Here is a 23372-nt window from a genome sequence, read left to right on the forward strand (position 1 = left end):
AATCCTTACAACGATTTTATTGGATTAGAAGCGACGATGACAAAACTTACCCTACAGGAACAGATGCTTAAGGCCGGTCTGGTCAGCAGCAAAAAAATGGCAAAAGTGCAGAGAACGGCGAAAAAATCGCGCATTCAGGCTCGTGAAGCCAGAGAAGCGGTGGAAGAGAATAAAAAAGCACAGGCCGAGCGTGATAAACAGCTCAGCGAGCAGCAAAAGCAGGCTGCGCTGTCTAAAGAGTATAAAGCGCAGATCAAACAACTTATTGAAATGAATAAAATCACCATTTCTCGTGGCGATATTGGTTACAACTTCACTGATAATAACCTAATCAAAAAAGTCTATGTTGATAAAGTGACCCAGTCGCAGTTAATCAAGGGCCGTCTGGCCATTGCGCGTCTGACGGCTGAAAGCAGCAGCGATAGCGAATATGCCATCATTCCGGCTGTCGTCGCCGATAAAATCGCCCAGCGCGATGCAAGCTATATTGTATTAAATTGCGAGCTTAGCCAGGAAGCGAAGGGCGAAGACGATCCGTATGCTGATTTTGTCGTCCCTGATGATTTGATGTGGTAAGAAAAACAAACAGATAATTCAGACTTCCGTCGCGTATTTCGGTGAGCGCTCGCGCCGCCACCGAAATACTGTCAACGTCTCTTCTTCTGGAACCTCGCCACTAAAACTTATAGTGTTCTTTGCTCAGCCCGTATTTTCTCATGCGTAAATACAGTTTTTTACGCGGGATTTGTAAATACTCCGCCACTTCATTAATGCGTCCCTGATGAATATTTAACGCCTCGGTAATAATCTGTCGCTCGTACTCCTCCACCCGGCGATCGAGCGGCGTCGGTTCAGGCATATGCAGCTGCGGATTTGCGGTTTCAGCCAGCGGAAGCAGCCCAACGGCAAAAAGCTCAGCGGCGTTCGCCAGCTCCCGAACATTACTTAACCACACGCGGCGCCGCATGCCTTTCAGGAGTTCCCCGTCAACGTCAGGTACCGGATGATTCAGGCGCAGACAGGCTTTCTGCAGATAATGGCGAAACAGGGGCTCAATATCATCGGGACGCTGTGATAACGGCTGACAGGCGATTTGCGTCATCGCGAAACAGTAATAGAGTTCGGCCACAATCTGGTTAGTTGCCGCCAGTTCCACCAGCGATGTGGCGCCAATGCCGATTAAGCGAAAAGGACGCCGCTCCTGGCTTTGCAGGTGCACCAGTTGGTGCTGCTGTTCACGCGTCAGGCATTCAATATGGCTCAGGACCAGCGTACCGCCTTGCGCCAGGGCAATAAGGTCATTGAGTTGTCCCGCATTGCCTGGCGTCAATTCACCGCGGATAAACGGTTCCTCGGTGCTGCGCCCAAGCTGATGCAAATAACGGGCTCCCGTCATACGCCCCGTTCCCGCCTCGCCATAAAACCAGACGGCAATATCCGTTTCCGCCAACTGCTGCAGACGCTGGCGGTACTGATTGACCCATTCGCTGTAACCGATCAGCTCAACCTGCAGCTTTTGCTGACAATAGTGGCGACGCGCAATCACCGATTTTCGCTGACGCAGCGCATCTTCTACCAACAACAGCAGTTTGCCGGGGTCGACCGGTTTTTGCAGAAAATCCCATGCCCCTTTTTTCACCGCTTCCACGGCCATCGGGACGTCGCCATGGCCGGTGATCAACAGGATCGGCAGCTGATTATCATCCTGATGAAACAACGTCATGAGATCGATTCCATTGCAGCCAGGCATACACACGTCGCTCAGGACAATCCCCGGCCAGTCGGCCTGTAGCCAATTTCGGGCGTCAAAAGGGTTACTGCATGCGTATACACGATAACCCTCCTGTTCAAGCAACAGCGTGTAAGCGTCGAGAACATCGGCATCGTCATCAATCAGCAAAACAGCATATTCATCACACAACATCGTTTACATCCGTCAGATTAAATTGCAGCACGACGCAGGCATTGCGCCCCGGCGTCGAGGCCAGGCGCAGCTCGCCGTTCATTTGCGTCATTAACGATACACAAATCGATAAACCAATACCGAGACCCACATCCTTACTGGTGGTAAACGGCTTTAATAGTGATGGCAACAACGCGCCTGGCCAGCCGGGGCCGTTATCACAGACTAAGACACACAATCGGTGGCCTTCAGCCTGCCAGTGAACCTCTATTTCCGCGGCAGCCGGACAGGCATCCAGCGCATTTGCCAGTATGTTTACCAGTACCTGCTGAATACGCACTTCATCACCTGCCACCCACACACTGTGAGCAGGAAGCGTCAGCGTGCCCTGCTGCTTATGGCGCATAGCCAGCAGTTCCCAGGCAGCAGTAAACGTTTGTCGTAGATCGACCGGATGTAAAGGCGCGCCCGGCTCAGCCCGGCGCGCAAACTGACGCAGCGAACGGATAATGGCATCGATGCGGGTAATCAGCCCCTCCGCTTTGGTTAACGTGCTTCTGGCCTGAGCGGATTGCCCCTGCTCAATTGCCCTTCCCGCCGTAAACAGGTACATCGACAGCGCATTCAGCGGTTGATTAATTTCGTGTGCCAGAGTGGTCATGGTCTGGCCGACCACCGCCAGTTTAGCCGTCTGGATCAGCTCATCCTGCGTCGCCCGGAGATCGGACTCAATCTCCTTACGCTCCGCCACTTCCTGCTCAAGCTGATTTTTTTGCGCATTCAACTGGCCCAGGGTATGGCGCAGCAGACCCGCGATACGCCCCAATTCATCGCGCCCGTAAACCGGGATAGTGGCGTCCGTTCGCCCCAGACCGATTTGCACCACAGCCTGGTTGAGCGCGGTAAAACGCTTCACCAGCCGGGAACGAATGAAGTAGTGGTTAAGTCCCCAGGCGAGAAGGAGCGCCAGCAGCGTCGCCAACAGAATAAGTCCGCCGCTGACGCGAACAATTTGTTCCAGCCGCTGGTTAAACATCTGCATTTGCTGATGGCTACTTCCCAATTGCGCTTCAAGCAGTGTTCGAAAGCGCCCGAGCGTTGCCTCTCTGGCATGGTTGGCATCAATGAGCGCCTTTTGCGCAGCGACATAATCGCGCATCGTATCGGGCATTTTATTTTTCATCATCCCGATTTCCAGCAGTTCATCAATGGTTTGCCGCAGGGTGATGGTACTGGGCCAGTCATCGAGGGTACGGATGTTTTCATCGGCGGTTTTCTTCAGATTCTCCAGGTAGCGGATATGGTTCTCCACCAGCATCCCGTCGTCGCTGCCCGATTTCAGTTCATTAAGCCTGTCGCGTAAATCATCGACGATCTGATTTTCAATTCTTGCCAGGGTGTAAACCTGCTGCTGCTCGTTTTGCACCTCTCTGGCACGTTTGAGATACAGCGCCGCATCGCCACTTTTTGCCTCGATTTGATCCAACAACGTCCCCTGTTGCCAGGTAAAATCCTGCACCAGTGAATTCAGCTCGGTGTTAAAATCATCGTGTAGCCAGTCGATGCGTGCGGAGAGTTCACTCACTTTTTCACGCACGAGGAACATGTTGTAGAGCACCCGGTCCAGTTCCGCCATCAGCGCCCGGCTGTCCTGCAAAATCACCGCCAGCTGCTGTTGTTCTGCGGGTTGTAGCCCCCGGCTCAGTGTCTCGATTTTATCCAGATGCGAAATTATCTGATTGCGCAGTTGCAGCCTCACCGTCGTGTTGGGGGCCAGCAGGAATTCATTAAGCTGATCCACAACCAGGTTAAGATTCCCTTCAATCAAAAAAGCGGAATGCACGCGCGGGAAGTAATCATCAAGCGAATAGCGTATCTGCGAGCTCTGCTCATGCCATGAGTACAAACTGACGCAGCTTACGCTCAATGTCAGTAGTGCGCCCGTCAGAAAGGCTCCCCGCAGGCTGCTGCTGATGTTGAGCTGCCGCAGGCGTTGCATTATCGATCCACCTTTCATTTTAATTCTTCCAGTTTTGCTATCGCCTGACGTTGATTTTTAAGAAACCACAGTTGCCATTCCATCATCTGCTGTTCGGCAAAGCTTTTGTTATCGAACTGAGCAAGCCAGGCCTCATCTTCACTACGCCTGGCATCTATCGGGACGCTGGTCAGTAAGGCTCTGATTTCGGGTAACGGGCGTTTCAGGCGCGCTTCCGCACTGTATAGCGCTCGCCAGGCATCTTTCAGTTGTGCGAGACGAAAACTGATGGCGGTATCAAACATCCGTTGCACCAGCCGCTGCCGCTTAAGGATCAGCCGATAATTAAGCGCAGGCTGATTCATCAACATAGCCTGTTGAGCGGCCCGTGGGTTATCTGGCGCGAGCTGGGTAACCGGATATTTTCCCGTATTCGCATCCGCAAGGATCCGCTGTCCTTCCGGACTTAATAAGTAGCGGATAAAACGACGCGCTTCACTGGCGTGCTGGCTGTTCTTGAGAACGGCGACATAGGTTGGCGACACTGCGGAGCGAGGAAAATAGGTAAAGGCCAGATGCGGATCGTTGAGCAACAGGTTGGCATAGTTATCAATGACCGGCCCGGCAACGCCAAGACCGCTCTTAATTTTGTCGGCGACGCCAAAACTGCGTGATGAAATCGTCACCAGATTACCCGCGCTCGCTAACAGCGTCGCCCAGCCCTCTTCCCACCCTTTTTGCTGCAACAGCGACTCAACCATCAGATGATTGGTATCGGAACGTGACGGACTGCTCATCAACAACGCATTCTGATATTTAGGCTGCGTTAAATCCGCCCAGTCAGCAGGAGGAGAAAGGTGTCGCGCCGCCAGCGCGGAACGGTTAATTAGCAGGCCAAAACCGGATATCGCCACCGCCACAGAGGTAGAACGAATAGACTCAGGCACCAGCCTCTGGCTTTCCGGCAGCGCATTATCAAAGGGCGCCAGCTTCTGATGCTCCTGAAGATGCTGTAACAGCATGGGCGATGAGGTCAAAATGAGATCGACGTTTTCCGCATTCGCGGTATCAAGCAGTTGTTCCAGCGAGCTGCTGGTCCGGTTTAACGTGCGAATCATCACCGATCCCGGCTGCGTCTGCCAGCGCTGGATAATCCAGGCCGTGGCACCGGGAGAAAAGGTTGTGGCCATCACCAGCTCTTTACTCAACGCCTGGCGACTCGCCAACAGCGACATGAAACAGAGCGAGATTGCCCAAAAACGCCGCCAACAGAAAAGTCTGTTTGTGATCCCGTTCATAAATACCAACATGTGCAAAAAATAATATTGAGACAAAACTTACCCGTTTATCACTACAGCAGAGAGGAATAAGGTTATTCGCAAGTTTACCAAACGGAAAGTGACTACATCAGCAAAGAATACCCGAAAATACAGTATGAATTTGTTAATATCCGCACATGCCAGCAATAAAAGTCCGCGCAAAAGAACAGAAATAAAATATCATTATTTAAAAAGAGTCAAAATCCGCCGCACTACCCGCAAAATGGGTCAATAATGACACATTTCATCGACTTGAGTTTCTCTCCTGCCTATTTCACTCTTCACCACGAAAACTCCTGATATTCACATCAATATAAATTTAGGTGATGATATGTTATCAATATTTAAGGCAGGGCCTGCGGCAAATAAAGTCCCGGCGGAGAAAGTCCAGGAAACTTATGGCCGCTATCGCATTCAGGCATTACTCAGCGTATTCCTGGGCTATCTTGCGTACTATATTGTGCGTAATAACTTCACGCTCTCAACGCCTTATCTGAAGGAGCATCTGGATCTCAGCGCCACGCAGATCGGTTTACTCAGCAGTTGTATGCTTATCGCCTATGGGATCAGTAAAGGCATTATGAGCAGCCTGGCAGACAAAGCCAGCCCCAAAGTCTTTATGGCATGCGGTTTGATTCTGTGCGCCATCGTCAACGTAGGTTTAGGGTTCAGTACCGGATTCTGGATTTTTGCCGCGCTGGTTGTCTTCAACGGCTTGTTCCAGGGGATGGGCGTCGGCCCTTCATTTATTACTATCGCCAACTGGTTTCCGCGTAAAGAACGTGGACGCGTTGGCGCATTCTGGAATATCTCACACAATGTCGGTGGTGGTATTGTTGCCCCGATCGTTGGTGCCGCCTTTGCCATTTTGGGAAGTGAACACTGGCAAAGCGCCAGCTATATTGTTCCGGCCGGCGTTGCCGTCCTGTTTGCATTTATCGTGCTGATGCTGGGGAAAGGTTCACCACGCCAGGAAGGTTTACCGGCTCTGGAACAAATGATGCCGGAAGAAAAAGTTGTATTAAATGCCCGACACGCTGTCCAGGCGCCAGAAAATATGAGCGCCTTCCAGATCTTCTGCACTTATGTCCTGCGTAATAAAAATGCCTGGTATGTTTCACTGGTAGATGTTTTTGTCTATATGGTACGTTTTGGCATGATTAGCTGGTTGCCAATTTATCTGTTAACCGAAAAACATTTCTCGAAAGAGGAAATGAGCGTCGCTTTTTTATTTTTCGAATGGGCGGCAATCCCTTCCACATTACTGGCGGGTTGGCTTACCGATAAACTGTTTAAAGGCCGTCGCATGCCATTGGCCATGATTTGTATGGCACTGATTTTCGTCTGTCTGATCGGCTACTGGAAAAGCGAATCGCTGTTGATGGTGACTATTTTTGCCGCCATCGTTGGCTGCCTGATTTATGTTCCTCAGTTCCTGGCCTCCGTTCAGACCATGGAAATCGTACCCAGCTTCGCAGTGGGTTCCGCAGTAGGATTGCGCGGATTTATGAGCTACATTTTTGGCGCGTCATTGGGCACCAGCCTGTTTGGCGTAATGGTCGACAAAATGGGATGGCATGGCGGTTTCTATCTGCTGATGGGGGGAATTGTCTGTTGCATCCTGTTCTGCTACCTCTCTCATCGCGGGGCGCTGGAACTTGAGCAACAGCGGAAAAATGCTCAGCAAGAAGAAGCATCACTCCAGTTGGCTGACGCCCGTTAATCGATTTCAGTCTCGCAAAAAGTGCCAGCGCAGCTGGCACTTCCCTACTCTCAGCTAAATAAAAAACAGCTAAACGTGAAAATTCATTTCCAATCGTAACACGCCGGATTATTGCCTACCGTCCCCCACCATAAAGCGAATGATCAAACCGCATGTTGGGGCAAGAAAAAGGAATAATCCGGTTACCATTTCGTTACCATTAGTCAACCGCATAGTAAAAACGTAAATTAAGGCGGTGAGTATGACCATGCCGATAAAAGCGCTTATTGACGCCGCAGCGCCCATTACCTGCCAGATGTAGCAACTGACGCTCAGAATACTCAATGCGAGAAAGGTCCAAAAATAGAGCATAGCGATACCTCCTGTTTGCCATAAAACTTTACGTAAGTCCTTACACTCCCTTGTTTTTATATTCTAAGATAATTTCCATCAGTTCGCAATTTAAGCAACATTTACGTTACAAAAATCACTCATCTGCTTACTATTTAGATATACACTTGGAGTTTATTTATTCATCATAAAAACAATGAATTATAAATAGTCTTTTTTTTGTTCTTAATCGCCCCCAAAATATTTACGAAACTTGAGTAATTATTTCTGGCTGACATTAATCTTCGGGTGTACATTGTGCGTCCGATCATTCATGCCCCTCGTGGTTTTGTCCTGACTCAGTTTTACACTCTTTGCAGGAACCAATGTCGTTTATGGCGGCCTAACGATCTGTGCAGAGTGTAACGCGCCAGACCCAGCGTCTTCGCGATACATCTATTTCGTATCAACAACAGGTGCTTATGTTTCCCCAATGTAAATTTTCACGCGCGTTTTTACATCCGCGCTATTGGCTCACGTGGTTTGGCGTCGGTGTGCTCTGGTTACTGGTACAACTTCCCTATCCCGTATTATGTTTTCTTGGTACCCGTACAGGAACACTGGCTCGTCCATTTTTAAAGCGCCGTGAATCTATTGCACGTAAAAACCTCGAACTCTGTTTCCCCAATCTGTCGCAGGAAGAGAGAGACAAACTGGTCGATGAGAACTTCCGTTCACTCGGCATGGGACTGCTTGAAACAGGTATGGCCTGGTTCTGGCCGGATCACCGCGTTCGCAAATGGTTTGATGTAGAAGGGTTGGACAACCTGAAACGCGCCCAGATGGAAGACCGTGGCGTGATGGTCGTAGGCGTACACTTTATGTCGCTCGAATTAGGTGGCCGCGTAATGGGGCTGTGCCAGCCGATGATGGCAACCTATCGCCCGCACAACAATAAGTTGATGGAGTGGATCCAAACCCGCGGTCGTATGCGTTCCAACAAAGCCATGATCGGCAGAAATAATCTGCGTGGCATTGTCGGCGCCCTGAAAAAAGGGGAAGCGGTATGGTTTGCTCCCGATCAGGACTACGGCCGTAAAGGAAGCTCGTTCGCGCCTTTCTTCGCCGTTAAAAACGTGGCAACCACCAATGGTACTTACGTGCTGTCACGCCTGTCGGGCGCAGCGATGCTGACCGTAACCATGGTGAGAAAAGCAGATAACTCAGGTTACCGCCTGTTTATCACACCACAAATGGAAGGTTACCCGGCAGATGAAAGCCAGGCTGCGGCTTATATGAATAAAATTATCGAAAAAGAGATCATGCGCGCGCCCGAGCAGTATCTCTGGATCCACCGTCGCTTCAAAACCCGCCCCATGGGTGAAGCCTCGTTATATATCTAACAAGAAAGGCCTTACGGCCTTTCTTTTTGTCTGTGGCTGAATTACTTAACGCCCCACTCGTTCTGTAGTTCAGTCATGCGCTCATTGTAGTTACGAGCAATACAGGCTGGTTTATCCTGCTCTTTCCAGCACTCGTTTCGTCCTTTAACCCAGCCGCGCTGCTCCGCTTTCAGCGTTGGGTTATTTTTCGATTTAACCAACGCCTGTTTGTAGACCCCGTTCAACTTAACATCCAGCGCGGAGAGTGATGGGCTCTGGCAAATAACCTCTTCAATACTTCCCTTTGCCACCGCTGAGCAGGAGAAAGAAGGACCGCTGTGGGGCGATTTTTCCACCGGGGCGTAGTCAATATTGTCTTCAGGCTGACAAATTCCGTGCTTACGATTTGGCCCTGACCATGAAACTTCCGGGTTGCCGTCATCTTTACGGGAGATGGAAAGCGTGTTTTTGCCGCTTTTGGCTTCCCAGTAGTTTTCATTGAAGCTCTTTACGGTCGCCTTGGCACCGTCAATCCAAACGTTACCTTTACCATCACTATTCACACCACCAATACTTGCGCAGCTGAAATTAAACGCCAACGGTGAGGCCGCCATCGACGTCACTGGCGTAAGAACGAGTGCTAACATCATTAATCTGGTCATTTTTAACCTTTTCATTATTGAATTCCGCGAAAAATTAACCGCATTCATACTATGGTGATATGAGAATTCTCCGACTAATCATTACGTCGCTCAATAGCAATTTATTACCGGCAGAAATTAAACTGTCGCCGAATCACGACACTTGTAAGTTATTAAAATTAAATAGAAAAATGCCTCTTGTCTCACCTCATTTTTAGGCGTACATTAGCGCCGTCTGGAGCACTAAAGCTCAGAATTCTGAGGTGATGCCGCCAGGCAAACGAGGGATATTCTCCATTTCGTTTGCGCGTGCATCAGCTCTCTGTCAGGTAAGCATATGTTCATTCAGACGTACCCAGGTACGCGGAGAGATGAAAAGTGAAATATTTCTTTATGGGCATTTCTTTTATGGTCATCGTTTGGGCCGGTACGTTCGCCCTGATGATCTAAATAAAAGACGCAGCAAAAAAACAGGAGCCATCAGGCTCCTGTTTGCTTTTGGAGATCTCACGATCGGTTAGTCGGTACTTTCAATAGCCGATTTCGCACTGGCAGGCAGTAAGCCATCTGCGCGGAACATCGCTTTGATGCCGCGGATCGCCTGGCGGGTACGGTCACGGTTTTCAATTAAGGCAAAACGCACGTGCGTATCGCCATAATCACCAAAGCCAATCCCCGGCGAAACGCATACTTTCGCTTCGTTCAGCAGTTTCTTGGCAAACTCAAGTGACCCCATCGCGGCATATTGCTCAGGAATTTTCGCCCAAACGTACATTGAGGCCTTTGGCATCTCAACCATCCAACCGGCCTCATGCAGTCCTTTAACCAGCACATCGCGACGGCGTTTATACTGCTCGGCAATATCCCGTACGCATTGCTGATCGCCTTCCAGCGCCGCGATTGCCGCAACCTGCAACGGTGTAAACGTCCCGTAATCGTGATAACTCTTGATGCGTGCCAGCGCGTTGACCAGCGTTTTATTGCCAACCATAAAACCGATACGCCAGCCCGCCATGTTGTAGCTTTTCGACAGGGTGAAAAATTCAACCGCGACATCACGAGCGCCAGGTACTTGCATAATCGATGGCGCTTTCCAGCCATCGTAAACGATATCGGCATAGGCGAGATCGTGAACCACCAGCACGTCATAGCGTTTAGCCAGCGCGACGACTTTTTCGAAAAATTCCAGCTCGACGCACTGTGCTGTCGGGTTGGACGGGAAACCTAAGATCATCATCTTCGGTTTCGGGTAGCTTTCACGGATCGCGCGCTCCAGCTCATTAAAGAAATCGACACCTTCAACCAGCGGCACTGACCGTACCTGCGCCCCGGCAATCACCGCGCCATAAATATGGATCGGATAGCTCGGGTTGGGTACGAGAACCGTATCACCATGATCGAGCGTTGCCAGCATCAGGTGCGCCAGTCCCTCTTTGGAACCAATAGTCACAATCGCTTCGGATTCGGGATCAATTTCAACGTCATAGCGTTCCTGATACCAGCGGGAAATCGCCCGACGCAGACGCGGAATGCCGCGAGACGTGGAATAGCCATGCGTGTCCGGGCGCTGCGCCACGGTACACAGTTTTTCAACAATGTGAGGAGGCGTGGCCCCATCCGGGTTCCCCATACTGAAATCGATAATATCTTCGCCGCGCCGACGCGCAGCCATCTTCAGTTCAGCGGTAATGTTAAAAACGTAAGGGGGAAGGCGATCAATACGCGTAAAGCGACGTTCAGGGCGGGAGTCAGCCATAATATCCTCAGATTAACGTTAGCGCCCGGACCGTCCGAGCGACGCTGCCACGATGGTGGCACGTTTAGAAAATAGCCTGAATAATTTCCTTCTGTCGAGAGGCAAAACAAAATATTTTTTTCGACACAAATGAGGAACAGGCAAAAAAAATGAGGAAATATTCATTTTCACACACCGCTAAAAATTACCATCATTTAACATTTTGTTGTTGAAAACATTACCTTGATCTTTGCGCTTAGAAGACAGGTATTGTAAATACAACAACAATGCAACAATCCCCTTTTAATATTAAGGTTTTTCCTCATTAGCCGCAGGCTGCGCGGGCGCTGGTCATCCAGACTCAGGTTGCCTATCATAGAGGTTTAACCCCTGCGCAAGAGTCACCCGTGCACGAAATATTTAATATGCTGCTGGCGGTATTTGACCGGGCAGCGCTGATGCTGTTTTGTCTGTTTTTCCTGATTCGTATCCGCCTGTTTCGCGAACTGTTGCACAAGTCAGCTCACTCCCCGAAAGAGTTGCTCGCCGTCACCGCGATTTTCTCGATGTTTGCCCTGTTCAGTACCTGGTCCGGCGTACCGGTTGAAGGCTCACTGGTAAACGTACGTATTATCGCGGTCATGTCAGGGGGAATTTTGTTCGGTCCGTGGGTCGGCATCATTACGGGACTCATCGCCGGCACCCACCGCTACCTGATTGATATTGGCGGCGTAACCGCCCTACCCTGCTTTATTACCAGTATTCTGGCAGGCTGCATTGCCGGGTGGATCAACCGTAAGATCCCCAAAGCGCAACACTGGCGCGCAGGTATTTTAGGCGGAATGCTGTGCGAATCCCTGACCATGATCCTCGTCGTTGCCTGGGCACCTACGACCGCGCTGGGGCTGGATATCGTCTCGAAAATCGGTATCCCGATGATCCTGGGCAGCGTCTGTATTGGTTTTATCGTCATGCTGGTTCAAAGCGTGGAGGGCGAGAAAGAAGCCAGCGCCGCGAAACAGGCCAAGCTGGCACTGGATATCGCCAACAAAACTCTGCCGCTTTTCCGTCACGTCAACAGCGAGTCGCTCCGCCAGGTGTGTGAAATTATTCGCCATGACATCCATGCAGACGCCGTCGCGATTACCAATACCCAGCACGTTCTGGCCTACGTTGGCGTGGGTGAACTGAATTACCGCGATAACGATGACTTCGTCAGCCCGACCACGCGACAGGCGATCAATTACGGAAAAATCATCATAAAAAACAATGATGAAGCACATCGGACACCGGAAATACACTCCATGCTGGTGATCCCGCTTTGGGAGAAAGGCGTTGTCACCGGCACGCTGAAGATCTACTACTGTCACGCTCACCAGATCACCTCCTCGCTACAGGAAATGGCCATCGGCCTGTCGCAAATTATCTCGACTCAGCTTGAGGTTTCTCGGGCGGAACAGCTACGCGAAATGGCAAATAAGGCAGAACTGCGGGCACTGCAGAGTAAAATAAATCCTCATTTCCTGTTTAACGCCCTGAACGCTATTTCGTCGTCGGTGCGACTTAACCCGGATACCGCGCGCCAGCTCATTTTTAATTTGTCGCGTTATCTTCGCTATAATATTGAATTAAAAGATGATGAGCAGATCGACATCAAGAAAGAGCTGTACCAAATCAAGGATTACATCGCCATCGAACAGGCCCGTTTTGGCGACAAGCTGACGGTTATTTATGATATTGATGAAGAGGTAAGCTGTTATATTCCCAGCCTGCTGATTCAGCCGCTTGTCGAGAACGCCATTGTTCATGGTATTCAACCCTGCAAAGGGAAAGGCGTGGTGACCATCAGCGTTGCAGAGTGCGGAAATCGGGTACGAATTGCCGTGCGGGACACCGGTCATGGGATCGATCCGAAAGTGATTGAGCGGGTCGAATCCAATGAAATGCCGGGTAATAAAATTGGCCTGTTGAATGTCCATCATCGCGTTAAGCTGCTCTATGGCGAAGGATTACTGATCCGCCGTCTGGAGCCGGGCACAGAGATTGCCTTTTATGTGCCTAATCAGCACTCGCCCGCAGCCGCACCGGCCACATTATTGCTTTAACCGGGAGTGAAGTCGTGAAAGTCATCATTGTCGAAGATGAATTCCTGGCCCAACAGGAACTAAGCTGGCTGATAAAAGAGCACAGCCAGATGGAGATTGTCGGCACATTTGACGACGGTCTTGACGTGCTGAAATATCTCCAGCACAACCGCGTTGACGCTATTTTTCTGGATATCAATATTCCCTCGCTGGATGGTGTACTGTTGGCGCAAAACATCAGCCAGTTCGCGCATAAGCCCTTTATTGTGTTTATTACCGCGTGGAAAGAGCACGCTGTTGAAGCTTTCGAACTGGAAGCTTTTGACTATATTCTGAAACCGTATCAGGAATCGCGCATTGTCGGCATGCTGCAAAAGCTGGAGGCCGCCTGGCAACAGCAGCAAGCGGGAACCTCGCCAGCCAGCCCGGTGATCCGTGAAAACGATACGATCAACCTGATTAAAGATGAGCGGATCATCGTAACCCCGATCAACGACATCTACTACGCTGAAGCCCATGAAAAGATGACCTTCGTCTATACCCGGCGCGAGTCGTATGTGATGCCAATGAACATCACCGAATTTTGCAGCAAACTGCCTGCTTCACATTTCTTCCGCTGCCACCGCTCATTCTGTGTGAATTTGAATAAAATTCGCGAGATCGAACCCTGGTTTAACAACACCTACATTCTGCGCTTAAAAGACCTGGAATTTGAAATCCCGGTGAGTCGGAGTAAAGTGAAAGAGTTCAGACAGTTAATGCACTTATAGCGCAGAGAAAGAGCAATGAAAGAGCCAGGCCTGCCCGCCGACCAACAGTTTTTTGCCGATCTGTTCAGCGGCCTGGTGTTAAATCCGCAGCGTCTGGGGCGCGTATGGTTCGCTACGCCGCGAACCACATTACCGACCGGCAGTTTATGTATTGACCTGCCCCGCCTGGATATCGTGCTGCGCGGAGAGTACAGCAACCAACTGGAAAAGCAGCAGCACAGCCTGGCGGAAGGCGACATGTTGTTCATCCCGGCGAAAGCGGCGAATTTACCAGGCAACGATAAACCGGTGATGCTCTTGAGCCTGGTATTTTCTCCGGCCTGGTTGGGCCTCTCTTTTTACGACAACCGAACCGCATCGCTGTTACGTCCCGTACGTCGCATTGAGTTACCACATCCGCAACGCGGTGAAGGCGAGGCGATGCTTACCGCATTGACCCATTTAAGCCGCTCACCTCAGGCCCAGGATATTATTCAACCGCTGGTGCTGAGTCTGCTGCACCTGTGCCGCAGCGTGGTCAACACCCGGCCTGATATAGCGCGCCCGCGCTCTGAATTTCTCTATCACAGCATATGTAATTGGGTCCAGGACAACTATGCCCAATCGCTGAGCCGGGAAAACGTAGCGCAGTTTTTTAATATCACGCCGAATCACTTATCAAAAATATTTACCCAGCATGGCACCATGGGATTTGTCGAGTACGTGCGGTGGGTGAGAATGGCGAAGGCGCGCATCATCTTACAGAAATATCATCTGTCGATTAGCGAAGTCGCACAGCGTTGCGGGTATCAGGACAGTGATTATTTTTGCCGCCTGTTCCGCCGTCAGTTTGGCCTGACGCCGGGCGAGTACGGCGCGCGTTTTCAGTCAGCACGTTGATTGAGACAACACCAACGCGTTAGTCATATCCACTTATATCGTTGTAAAATAATGCCCCTTCGCACATAACGTGCAGACTGACTCAACAAAGTGAATATTCGATGAAAAACAGACGTGCACTTTCCCTGATGTGTCTTCAGATGCTGGAATCAGGTGCGGATCGTCGGACCGTGAAAAGAGCGCTCACCGCCCGACGCGTAAAAGGTCGTCAGGCGGTAGTACTGCTCTGCAAACAAGAGATGACGTTATTAAGGGCCGGGAAACTGCCGATTCAACACACCATAAATTAATAATTTCTCTATCAGAAGCGTTTACGCAGCCTGCAAGCGCCTCGCTGCAGGCTGGAAAGCGTTCCTCTCTGTAGAATTTAAAACGTCAGTTCCGCCTCCAGCAGCGCCAGAATGCTTTCGGCATCGGTAGCGGCAAACAACGACTGGCGGAACTGCTTGTTCACCAGCTTACGCGCCAGCTGCGAGAAGACCTTCACGTGGTTAATGCCTTCATCGGCGCCTAGCGTCAGCATGATCACCAGTTCAACGTCGCCCATCTCGGACTGCCAGTCTATCGGCTGAGCAAGCCGGGCAATACTGATACTGGAATGGCTGATCCACTGGGATTTAGTATGTGGGATAGCAACCCCGAAACCTACGGAGGTAGTGACTATCTCTTCACGCTGCCAGACATCTTCCTCCAGCTCAAACGGATGTTCGGTGCGTCCATTTACCCCAAGATTGCCACATAAGAACTGGATCGCCTGCTCTTTGTTGGTAAGGGGCTCACCAACAAAAATATTCTCCAGCGCCAGTAGCGGCCGCACCTCTTTCTGTGGCGCAAACTGGTTCAGCAGATCTTCAATCTCCTGAGCGCTGCGACACTCGCAGGCCTGCATAGCGAGTTCGCGACACGCCTGGCAGTCCAGTTGACGAAGCTGGCTTTTCACTGCCGGAATCCGTGGGCTGCTCATACTTAGTTCGTCAAGCCCTAAGCCCAACAGCAGCGGCAAGTAACGTCCTTCGCCGCCCAGTTCTCCGCAAATGCCCACCCATTTACCACGTTCGTGCGCCACGCGAACAATCTGCTGCAACATCCGCAAGAACGAGGGCGTAATCGGGTTGTACAGTGGCGACACGCGAGGATTATTGCGATCGACAGCGTACAGATACTGGGTCATGTCATTGGAACCAATGCTGAAGAAATCCACCTCATCGCAGAAGTGGTCGATGATGTAACACACCGAAGGTACTTCAACCATAATGCCCAATGAAATTGTCGGAGCATGACGTAAACCCTCTGCTTTCAGCTCCACCAGCGCTTTTTGCAATTCGCTTTTTACCCATAAAATCTGGTCGAGGCTATGCACCATTGGGATCATCAACTGCGCATTACCGAAGGTCGCCGCGCGTAAAATGGCGCGCAACTGCGTGCGAAACAGTCCGGCAAACTCAGGATAAATCCGCACCGCACGATAGCCCAGGAATGGGTTCTCTTCTTGCGGAATATTGAGATAGCGGATGTTCTTATCGCCACCAATATCCATCGTGCGAAAGATAACTGGCTTGTCGCCTGCGGCCAACAACACCTGCTGGTAGGCCTCAAACTGTTCCTGCTCGTCAGGAGCGCTGTCGCGATCCATAAACAGCATTTCTGTGCGAAACAACCCGATCCCTTCCGCGCCATTGGCAAACGCTCCCGGCGCTTCCAGCGCGGTGCCAATATTCGCTGCGACGTCAATTCGTTGATTGTCTTTGGTTAACGCGGGCTGGGCGGCGTCAAGCGCTTGCCGACGCTGGCATTCGTCAGCCAGCTTCTGCGCAATCGCATAGTAGCCGCGAACCGCCTCGTCTGGATTAATGGCCAGGACCCCACATCGGGCATCCAGGACTGCGGGTTGCCCGGCATAGCGGCTAATCGCTGCCAGCGGCAAGCCGCTAAGCACCGGAATCGCCGACGCCCGAGCGAGGATCAGCGTATGCGAGGTGCGCCCTGTTTTCTCAAGGATCATGCCTGACAGATGCTGCAAATCGAGACTCAAAAACTGACTGGGCGTCAGATCTTCAGCCACCAGAATCGTTGGTTTTTCCAGCACCAGCGCATGGCGCGGCCGCTTTTCAGGCCACGTAATATGTAGCAATTGTTCGCTGATATCACGGATGTCGCTGACGCGTTCACGCAGGTAATCGCTGCCGGAAGCCGACAGCTTGTCGCATACTTGCTCCATATTGGTAATAATCGCCTCCCCCAGCCCCAGATGCTGCTCCAGCATTAAGCGGCGAATATTCCCGGCAAACTCGTCGTCCTGAATCAGAGACAGATGCGCGCTGAGAATGGTTTTACTCTCACCATCGCGCTCACGCAGTTGCTGATTGAGCAGCTCCGCCAGCGTCGCCAGACTGTGCTCCAGCCTGGCGTTGTCTTCCGCACTCGCCGCAATCGCGCGATAGCTCTCCAGATTATCACTCTGCCACAGCGTGAGCTGACCTGCCCCCACGCCGCCTGCCAACACAGTGCCATACAGCAAATCCGGGTTGAGCCGAATCAGCGAACGCGGCAACGGATGCGCCGCCAGTTCCGCCGCCCCTGGCTGAACGCTGTCGCTGTCGATAAACCGCTGCTGAATGTACTCCTCCAGAACCCGCCTGGCCTGCTCTTCATCCTGACCGGTGATGGTTAAGCTACAGCTGTCATTAAACAGCGTCCCGGTGCCAATCAGCGCCAGCGAGCTTTTCGCATCCGCTTTGGCGTTTTGACGATGGTTGAAAAACATCACCTCACTTTGCCACTGGCTGCACTGCTCTTTCAGCTCCCATGCTGGACGCGCATGCAGTCCATTGGGTAACGGGCAAAGAAATTGAATCGTTAGCATAACAACTCCTGATTAGCGCGAAATCAGCACCTGAAGTCCGTCAGATGAGCCACGGTTTCGCACGTAAGATGTGAAATAAGCGCCGACAGCAACTGCTGCGTCTGGATGATGTCACGACAGTCGGCAATTGATGCCGCACAGTGCCCATACCGCGTAGCTGGCCCCATAACAACCGTCGGGATCCCCGTTCCGCTGACGTGTACGGCCCCGCCGTCTGTGCCGCCATTACTGAACATATCGAGCTGTAACGGGATGCCCGCATCAGTGGCTACACTTTCAATCCATGCCGTCAGCTTTGGCGGCGCAATCAGCGATTTATCGCTCAGCACCAGCATCGGGCCTTTGCCGAGCTGTCGGTGGTTGGCCGCGCCATAATCAAAATTTTTCGCCCAGCAGGCTGTATCCAGCACGATCGCCACATCGGGCGCAACCGCACGCGCTGCCGTTTGCCCTCCGCGCAGTCCCACTTCTTCACTGGAACTGGCCACCAGCCACACCTCGCAAGGAAGGATGGCGTTATGCCATTCGCGCAGCAGCGCGATCAGCAAATAACATCCAAGTCGGTCATCAAAGGCTTTGCCCATGACGCGTTGGTGCGGCAAAACCTGAAAAGTCGTGTCAAAGGTGACGCGATCGCCTGGACACACGCCGGCCTGAAGTACTTCGTCATAAGACCGCGCGCCAATATCCACCCGCAGCGCATTCACCTCATTGCCACTGCGATCTCCGTCGAGCAGCCCCGGGATTTTGCTCTCTTCGCGGGTGGTAATCCGCACTGGCTGCAACTGTCTGGCCGCCATACGCACATTTCCCACCGGCAAGACATCGATCGCCCCTTCCCTGGAAATACTGCGCACAATAAATCCCACTTCATCCATATGCGCGCAGATCATTACCTTCGGACCGGTTGATTCATTCAGGCGGATCAACACCGATCCCAACCCATCGAAGCGCACTTCTTTGTGCAGACGATCTGCTTCTTCGAGCAAGATCTGTCGCACCTCCTGTTCTGAGGAGGCGATCGCATCAGCCTCGCTCAGCGCCTTCAGTAGCGATAAGTCCATCACGCCTCTCCCGTGTGTAACAATGTTTTCGCCATGGTGTAGAGCACCTCGCCGCCGTCTGGCGTAACCAGCACCACGTCCTCGATACGCACTCCGCCCTGCCCCGGCAGATAAATACCTGGTTCAACGGTGAGCAGCATTCCCGCCGCCAGAGGCGTCTCATCGGTAGGGGAAAAACGTGGGTTCTCATGGACTTCAATGCCGATAGCGTGTCCGGTATTGTGACCAAACGCATTACCATAGCCCGCCTGTGTAATAACTTGCCTGGCTGCGGCGTCCACCTCATTGCAACGCGCGCCAGGTCGAATTGCCGCTACCGCCGCCAGTTGCGCTTCCAGGACAACCTGATAAATCGAAAATAGCGCACTGTCTTCTGCTGGTTGCCTGGCGTCAGGTATGCGAAACGTTCGCGTCATATCCGAACAATACCCTTGATACTGTGCGCCAAAATCCAGCGTAATGAATTCACCTGCTGCAACCCGTTTATCGCTGGCTTTGCCATGCGGCAGCGCCCCGCGCCAGCCGCTGGCGACAATGGTGTCAAAAGAAGCTTTGTCTGCGCCAAGCGTGCGCATAAACCACTCCAGTTCGGCGGCAATCTCGCGCTCACTCAGACCGGGTTGAATAAAACGCCGTATATGTTCAGCGCTGAGGTCGGCAATCCGACAGGCTTCACGGATACAGGCTATTTCCTGGGCCGTTTTCACCTGCCGAAGCACGTCCGGCACGGCGCTGACCAGCCGTCCATGCAGTTTGCCTGCCCAGGCCTGTGCCGTTTCCCAGCTTACCTGCTCGCCTTCGAACCCCACCATCTGCAGCTTTTCGTCAGCAATGATGTGATTCACCCGCGAATACAGCGTCTGTGTGCCATCGAGGAGATGGATCTGGTAGCCCTGGGGACGCGTAGCGACATCAGTGTAATAACGGGCATCGACCAGGATATGCGCGCTTTCATGGCTGATAAACACATACCCTGAACTGCTGGAGATCCCCATATGTGGCTGTTTATTCTGCCGCGATGACAGCAGCATCGCATCGAGATGTTGCGCCGTTAACCAGTTACGCAGCGAGGCAAGTAAGCTCATGGTTACAATCCTTTTGATCAGAGGCTTTCAATCAGCAATTTGCCTTTGCGGTACATCAGATGGCGCAGGAACACCACCATCAGCGCCGTAATCACCGCACCTAACAGGATCCCTGCCATATAGACACCGAGATTGGTCACCAGCGGCCATGCCCAGATAGCCGACTCAGGGAACCATTGCACCGCACCCAGCCAGACGGCAGCCGTCGATCCGACAATGGCGCCAACCATGTAAGAGGGAATTGCCGTGATGGGGCTTTCCAGCGCAAACGGGATAGCCCCTTCGCTGATGCCCATAAATGCGAGGAACATTGCCGTTTTTCCCTGCGGGTAGAGCTGGGCGCTGAACAGACGTTTCCCCGTTAAGCGGCGGTCAAGCAGCGTTGCCAGCCCGAGACCAATCGGCGGAATCACAATCGCAATAGAGCGCGCGGTGACCGGCAGAACGTGATCGGTGGTAAAGCTGAAGGCGACAAATCCAGCGGCTTTATTAATCGGCCCCCCGAGGTCGATGGCCGTTGCCGCGGAAATCCCCATCGCATACATCAGCGTCCCTTTCTCTCCTGCTGCGGTCAGCAGAGTACGAATTCCACCGTTGATCCAGCCGCCAAACGGCGTGATTACGTAATACATCGCCAGCATGACGAAAATGGCGGAAAGAATGGGTAGCAAAAAGGTGGTTTTGAACGCCAGCAGGAAATCAGGGAGCTGAATTTTTTGGTTCATCCACTTCACCAGATATCCGGCAACGATCGAGATAATGAGCGCGCCAATAAAGGTGGAAGGCACGGGAGCACTGGTTACCCATTGCAGCGTCGATGGGTCAAAATTCAGCATCTGGGTAGGCTGAGTAGACATCAGCCCACCGATGAACCCCGCCGGAAACGCCAGTTTGCCGCCAATCGAATTGGCAACGAACGCGGCAAACATCGGAATAGCAAAACCAAACAGCACGCCGCCAAAAGATTGCGACAACCAGGCAAACTTCAGTAATGAGAGATTAAAACCGGTAAATTTTCCGCTGTTCAACGCATCCATGATGCCCGTGTCAGCAGGAATATCGAGCCAGCTATAAGCGATCAGTTGCGAGAAGGCGAGAATTACCCCGCCCATAATCAATGTCGGCACCATGCGTGAAATACCCGACATCACATGTTGCGGAAGTTCGCCCCAGAAGCTGTTGCGGGAGGCCGGTGGATTTTTTATTGCCGCTGTCGCACCAGATGCGCCTGGCACAACGGTTGCACTGCGTTTTTTAATGGCCATACGTAGTTCCCTGTCGATGATTATTGTTGTTCAGCGGCAACCATCTCTTCGATCTCTTTAATGATCCCGGCCGCATTTTTTATCGCGTCCTGTAGCGTAATTTCGTAGACGTCACGCGACTCGAAACGCTCGTTATCTTCCGGGGTAACGGCAACTGAATGGATGATTAACGTCGCCTCAGCGATATCCTGCGCCGTCAGTCGATTTTGAATTCCGTCAGCGCCCTGAGTTTCGATTTTCACTTCATAACCGGCTTCAACCGCCGCTTCTTCCAGCGCCTGCGCCGCCATAAAGGTGTGAGCCAGCCCCATTGGGCACGCACAAACAGCAATCAATTTTTTGCTCATATTCATTTCCTCGTAATAGTTAACGAGAGAAATTATGGTCCGAGGCAAGTAGCGACCGTTATCAGACAAATAATGCTTTTACTGGACATATAATCCAGTAATCAGGAAGTGTGACGAAGGTCGGAAAGCTGGGCGGCAGGCATAAAAAAACCGCGTCAGAAGCGTAATGCTTGTCAGTTAATCATTATGGAGAACATGTGATTGCGACTCAGGGTTCCGTTCACTTCAGCTTTTCACTTTTCTGAAGCACAGGTACCCGTGAACGTGCAAGGGAGGCTCACCGCCGCCTCCCTTGCAACCCAGGCTCCCGGCGGGAAAATCGTCGCTGCGCGAGTTATTCGTCTTATGCCGTCTGCCTGTCGGGTCGGGGCCGAGCCTGCGTCCCTGCAGGCCATCCCCTCTGCCCGCATCCCTGCGGRCAGMCCCGRTCAGCCGTCAACGACTCATCGATTTTCAGCCGGACCKGAGTCATCGCTTCAACGCTCTGACTTCCAGTTAAATCTGTTTTGCTGTTTAAACAAAAAACGCAAATGGTCAGGTGTGGGCTGGTCCGGCTGAAAATTGCCGACGTGTTTCCGTAAGGCCGGGAGAGCCAGCATGGATGCTGGCTCAGGGCGCGCTTTGCAAGGACGCTACCTCGCGCCCGGCCCGGTAGCCTGGAGGAATAAGCGGAGGGAACCACGAAGTGGCAATTTTCCCGCCGGGAGCCGGGATTGTTAAGGGTACGGCGATAGTACCCTTAACACGTTCACTGGGAGTAATCGTTTCAGAGAAGTGAAAAACATAAGGTGAACGTAACAAATACCGGGGGCAACAAATTCATTACCTCCGGATATGCCGCTCTTAGCTATAGTTACGACGATTGCTCGTCGTTAACTGATCGTCATTACGTCAGAAGCGCGGTTTAGTGGGAATACAGGCCGGATGATTGCTAAATACCATCCGACATTGGCCTTACAAAATATGCCCCAGCGTCTGACGCAGATGTGCGCCAGAACCAAGCAGGCCCGGATTATCATGCACAATCAGATACACCGGAATATCCTGAACGTAGGCTTTAAAACGTCCTTTATCTTCAAACCCACCGCGGAAACCGGAAGCTTTAAAGAATTCAAGGAAGCGCGGCACGATCCCGCCAGCGATGTACACGCCGCCAAATGTGCCCAGCGTTAACGCCAGATCGCCGCCAAAGCGGCCCATGATCACACAGAACAGCGACAGCGCGCGGCGGCAGTCGATACAGGAATCTTCCAGCGCACGGGCGGTGATATCCTTCGGCTGCAGATTTTCCGGCAGGCGGCCGTCTGATTTGACGATGGCGCGATACAGGTTCACCAGTCCGGGTCCTGAGAGCACACGCTCAGCAGAAACATGACCGATTTCCGCACGCAGAACCTCAAGGATAATCCCCTCTTCTTCGCTGTTAGGCGCAAAATCCACATGCCCGCCTTCACCCGGCAGACTTACCCAGCGTTTATCAACGTGCACCAGATGCGCCACGCCGAGGCCAGTTCCCGCGCCATACACCGCAATCGGTTTACCTTCGACAGGTTCCGCGCCGCCAAACTGGATCAAATGATCTTTTTTCAGCATAGGGATTGCCATCGACACGGCGGTGAAATCATTAATGATTTCCAGATGGCTAAAGCCCAGATTTTTTTTCATCTCAGCAATAGAGAATGCCCAGGTATGGTTGGTCATTGCCACCCAGTCGCCGGTGATCGGACAGGCAATGGCAATGCAACCATCTTCGACGCTGACGCTATGCTCATCCAGGTACACGCGCACCACAGCCTCCAGACTGGGGTAATCCAGCCCGGAATAGGTTTTTGCCTGCGATATCTCGCCACTGGCAATGTCGCACAGAGCAAGACGTGCGTTGGTGCCGCCAACATCACCTACTAAAGCATATTTTGTCATTCTTCCACTGCTCCGCTAAAGTCAGAATAAATCTTTGCCACACTGTAAATTCATGGGGGCATAACAACAACGGCCTGAAGGCTGATGCCCGTAGAAAATCGATCC

20 protein-coding genes are annotated in these 23372 nt (G+C 52.0%); 8 read left to right on the forward strand and 12 right to left on the reverse strand.

Features of this window, described 5'->3' with window-relative positions:
• The first annotated feature begins 36 nt into the window (after window positions 1-36).
• Window positions 37-576, forward strand: a complete 540-nt coding sequence (locus JSN25_RS20685; protein WP_204525313.1) for a DUF2058 domain-containing protein — start codon at window positions 37-39, stop codon at window positions 574-576.
• A 100-nt stretch (window positions 577-676) separates the two neighbouring features.
• On the opposite strand, the gene pgtA is transcribed toward JSN25_RS20685, so the two are convergent.
• From pgtA to pgtC, 3 genes are read right to left on the reverse strand one after another with little or no spacing between them, the layout of a single operon-like run.
• Window positions 677-1924 (reverse strand): two-component system response regulator PgtA, encoded by a 1248-nt coding sequence (pgtA, locus tag JSN25_RS20690; protein ID WP_204525314.1) that lies wholly within the window; start codon window positions 1922-1924, stop codon window positions 677-679.
• Complete coding sequence (gene pgtB, locus JSN25_RS20695; RefSeq protein WP_204525756.1) at window positions 1914-3905, reverse strand: two-component system sensor histidine kinase PgtB; 1992 nt, start codon at window positions 3903-3905, stop codon at window positions 1914-1916. The genes pgtA and pgtB overlap by 11 nt, the downstream gene beginning before the upstream one ends.
• Window positions 3906-3916: 11 nt before the next feature.
• Window positions 3917-5110 (reverse strand): phosphoglycerate transport regulator PgtC, encoded by a 1194-nt coding sequence (gene pgtC, locus JSN25_RS20700; protein ID WP_121530023.1) that lies wholly within the window; start codon window positions 5108-5110, stop codon window positions 3917-3919.
• Window positions 5111-5531: 421 nt separating this feature from the next.
• On the opposite strand from pgtC, the gene pgtP reads away from it, so the two are divergent.
• On the forward strand, window positions 5532-6923 hold the full coding sequence (gene pgtP / locus JSN25_RS20705) for a phosphoglycerate transporter PgtP (RefSeq protein WP_038642412.1): 1392 nt from the start codon (window positions 5532-5534) through the stop codon (window positions 6921-6923).
• Window positions 6924-7031: 108 nt separating this feature from the next.
• Here the strand turns inward: pgtP and JSN25_RS20710 are convergent, their stop codons facing one another.
• Window positions 7032-7274, reverse strand: coding sequence for a DUF2545 family protein (locus JSN25_RS20710; RefSeq protein ID WP_038642414.1), 243 nt, complete (start codon window positions 7272-7274; stop codon window positions 7032-7034).
• A 440-nt stretch (window positions 7275-7714) separates the two neighbouring features.
• Between JSN25_RS20710 and lpxP the strand changes: the two genes are divergently transcribed.
• The gene (gene lpxP, locus JSN25_RS20715; RefSeq protein ID WP_038642416.1) at window positions 7715-8635 is read left to right on the forward strand and encodes a kdo(2)-lipid IV(A) palmitoleoyltransferase; all 921 of its coding nucleotides are present in this window, start codon (window positions 7715-7717) and stop codon (window positions 8633-8635) included.
• A gap of 41 nt (window positions 8636-8676) precedes the next feature.
• On the opposite strand, the gene JSN25_RS20720 is transcribed toward lpxP, so the two are convergent.
• On the reverse strand, window positions 8677-9291 hold the full coding sequence (locus JSN25_RS20720) for a lysozyme inhibitor LprI family protein (protein WP_204525315.1): 615 nt from the start codon (window positions 9289-9291) through the stop codon (window positions 8677-8679).
• Between the two features lie 342 nt (window positions 9292-9633).
• On the opposite strand from JSN25_RS20720, the gene ypdK reads away from it, so the two are divergent.
• Complete coding sequence (ypdK, locus tag JSN25_RS20725) at window positions 9634-9705, forward strand: membrane protein YpdK (protein ID WP_010723117.1); 72 nt, start codon at window positions 9634-9636, stop codon at window positions 9703-9705.
• A 67-nt stretch (window positions 9706-9772) separates the two neighbouring features.
• Here the strand turns inward: ypdK and alaC are convergent, their stop codons facing one another.
• Complete coding sequence (gene alaC, locus JSN25_RS20730; RefSeq protein ID WP_042306985.1) at window positions 9773-11011, reverse strand: alanine transaminase; 1239 nt, start codon at window positions 11009-11011, stop codon at window positions 9773-9775.
• Between the two features lie 386 nt (window positions 11012-11397).
• Here alaC and JSN25_RS20735 point away from each other — a divergent pair, with 386 nt between their 5' ends.
• The 4 genes from JSN25_RS20735 to JSN25_RS20750 all read left to right on the forward strand — a co-directional run bounded on the left by JSN25_RS20735 (window position 11398) and on the right by JSN25_RS20750 (window position 15013).
• Window positions 11398-13095: a sensor histidine kinase gene (locus JSN25_RS20735; protein ID WP_071888159.1), complete on the forward strand. Its 1698-nt coding sequence runs from the start codon at window positions 11398-11400 to the stop codon at window positions 13093-13095.
• 14 nt (window positions 13096-13109) lie between these two features.
• Window positions 13110-13844 (forward strand): two-component system response regulator YpdB, encoded by a 735-nt coding sequence (ypdB, locus tag JSN25_RS20740; protein ID WP_085047785.1) that lies wholly within the window; start codon window positions 13110-13112, stop codon window positions 13842-13844.
• Between the two features lie 15 nt (window positions 13845-13859).
• Window positions 13860-14723, forward strand: coding sequence for an AraC family transcriptional regulator (locus JSN25_RS20745; RefSeq protein WP_038642425.1), 864 nt, complete (start codon window positions 13860-13862; stop codon window positions 14721-14723).
• Between the two features lie 101 nt (window positions 14724-14824).
• On the forward strand, window positions 14825-15013 hold the full coding sequence (locus JSN25_RS20750; RefSeq protein ID WP_071888160.1) for a hypothetical protein: 189 nt from the start codon (window positions 14825-14827) through the stop codon (window positions 15011-15013).
• A 77-nt stretch (window positions 15014-15090) separates the two neighbouring features.
• Here JSN25_RS20750 and ptsP read toward each other — a convergent pair whose 3' ends face one another.
• The 6 genes from ptsP to glk all read right to left on the reverse strand — a co-directional run bounded on the left by ptsP (window position 15091) and on the right by glk (window position 23267).
• Complete coding sequence (ptsP, locus tag JSN25_RS20755; RefSeq protein ID WP_204525316.1) at window positions 15091-17586, reverse strand: phosphoenolpyruvate--protein phosphotransferase; 2496 nt, start codon at window positions 17584-17586, stop codon at window positions 15091-15093.
• A 23-nt stretch (window positions 17587-17609) separates the two neighbouring features.
• Window positions 17610-18650 carry an aminopeptidase gene (gene ypdE, locus JSN25_RS20760; RefSeq protein WP_150345272.1) on the reverse strand — a complete coding sequence of 347 codons (1041 nt, stop codon included), beginning with the start codon at window positions 18648-18650 and terminating at the stop codon, window positions 17610-17612.
• Complete coding sequence (ypdF, locus tag JSN25_RS20765; RefSeq protein WP_204525317.1) at window positions 18650-19735, reverse strand: aminopeptidase; 1086 nt, start codon at window positions 19733-19735, stop codon at window positions 18650-18652. The genes ypdE and ypdF overlap by 1 nt, the downstream gene beginning before the upstream one ends.
• A gap of 17 nt (window positions 19736-19752) precedes the next feature.
• The gene (locus JSN25_RS20770) at window positions 19753-21000 is read right to left on the reverse strand and encodes a PTS fructose transporter subunit IIC (RefSeq protein ID WP_038642433.1); all 1248 of its coding nucleotides are present in this window, start codon (window positions 20998-21000) and stop codon (window positions 19753-19755) included.
• A gap of 20 nt (window positions 21001-21020) precedes the next feature.
• The gene (locus JSN25_RS20775; protein ID WP_003028254.1) at window positions 21021-21347 is read right to left on the reverse strand and encodes a PTS fructose transporter subunit IIB; all 327 of its coding nucleotides are present in this window, start codon (window positions 21345-21347) and stop codon (window positions 21021-21023) included.
• Between the two features lie 954 nt (window positions 21348-22301).
• On the reverse strand, window positions 22302-23267 hold the full coding sequence (gene glk, locus JSN25_RS20780) for a glucokinase (protein WP_042306971.1): 966 nt from the start codon (window positions 23265-23267) through the stop codon (window positions 22302-22304).
• Window positions 23268-23372 lie beyond the last annotated feature (105 nt).

It is taken from the genome of Citrobacter cronae, assembly GCF_016893685.1.
GTDB lineage: Bacteria > Pseudomonadota > Gammaproteobacteria > Enterobacterales > Enterobacteriaceae > Citrobacter > Citrobacter werkmanii.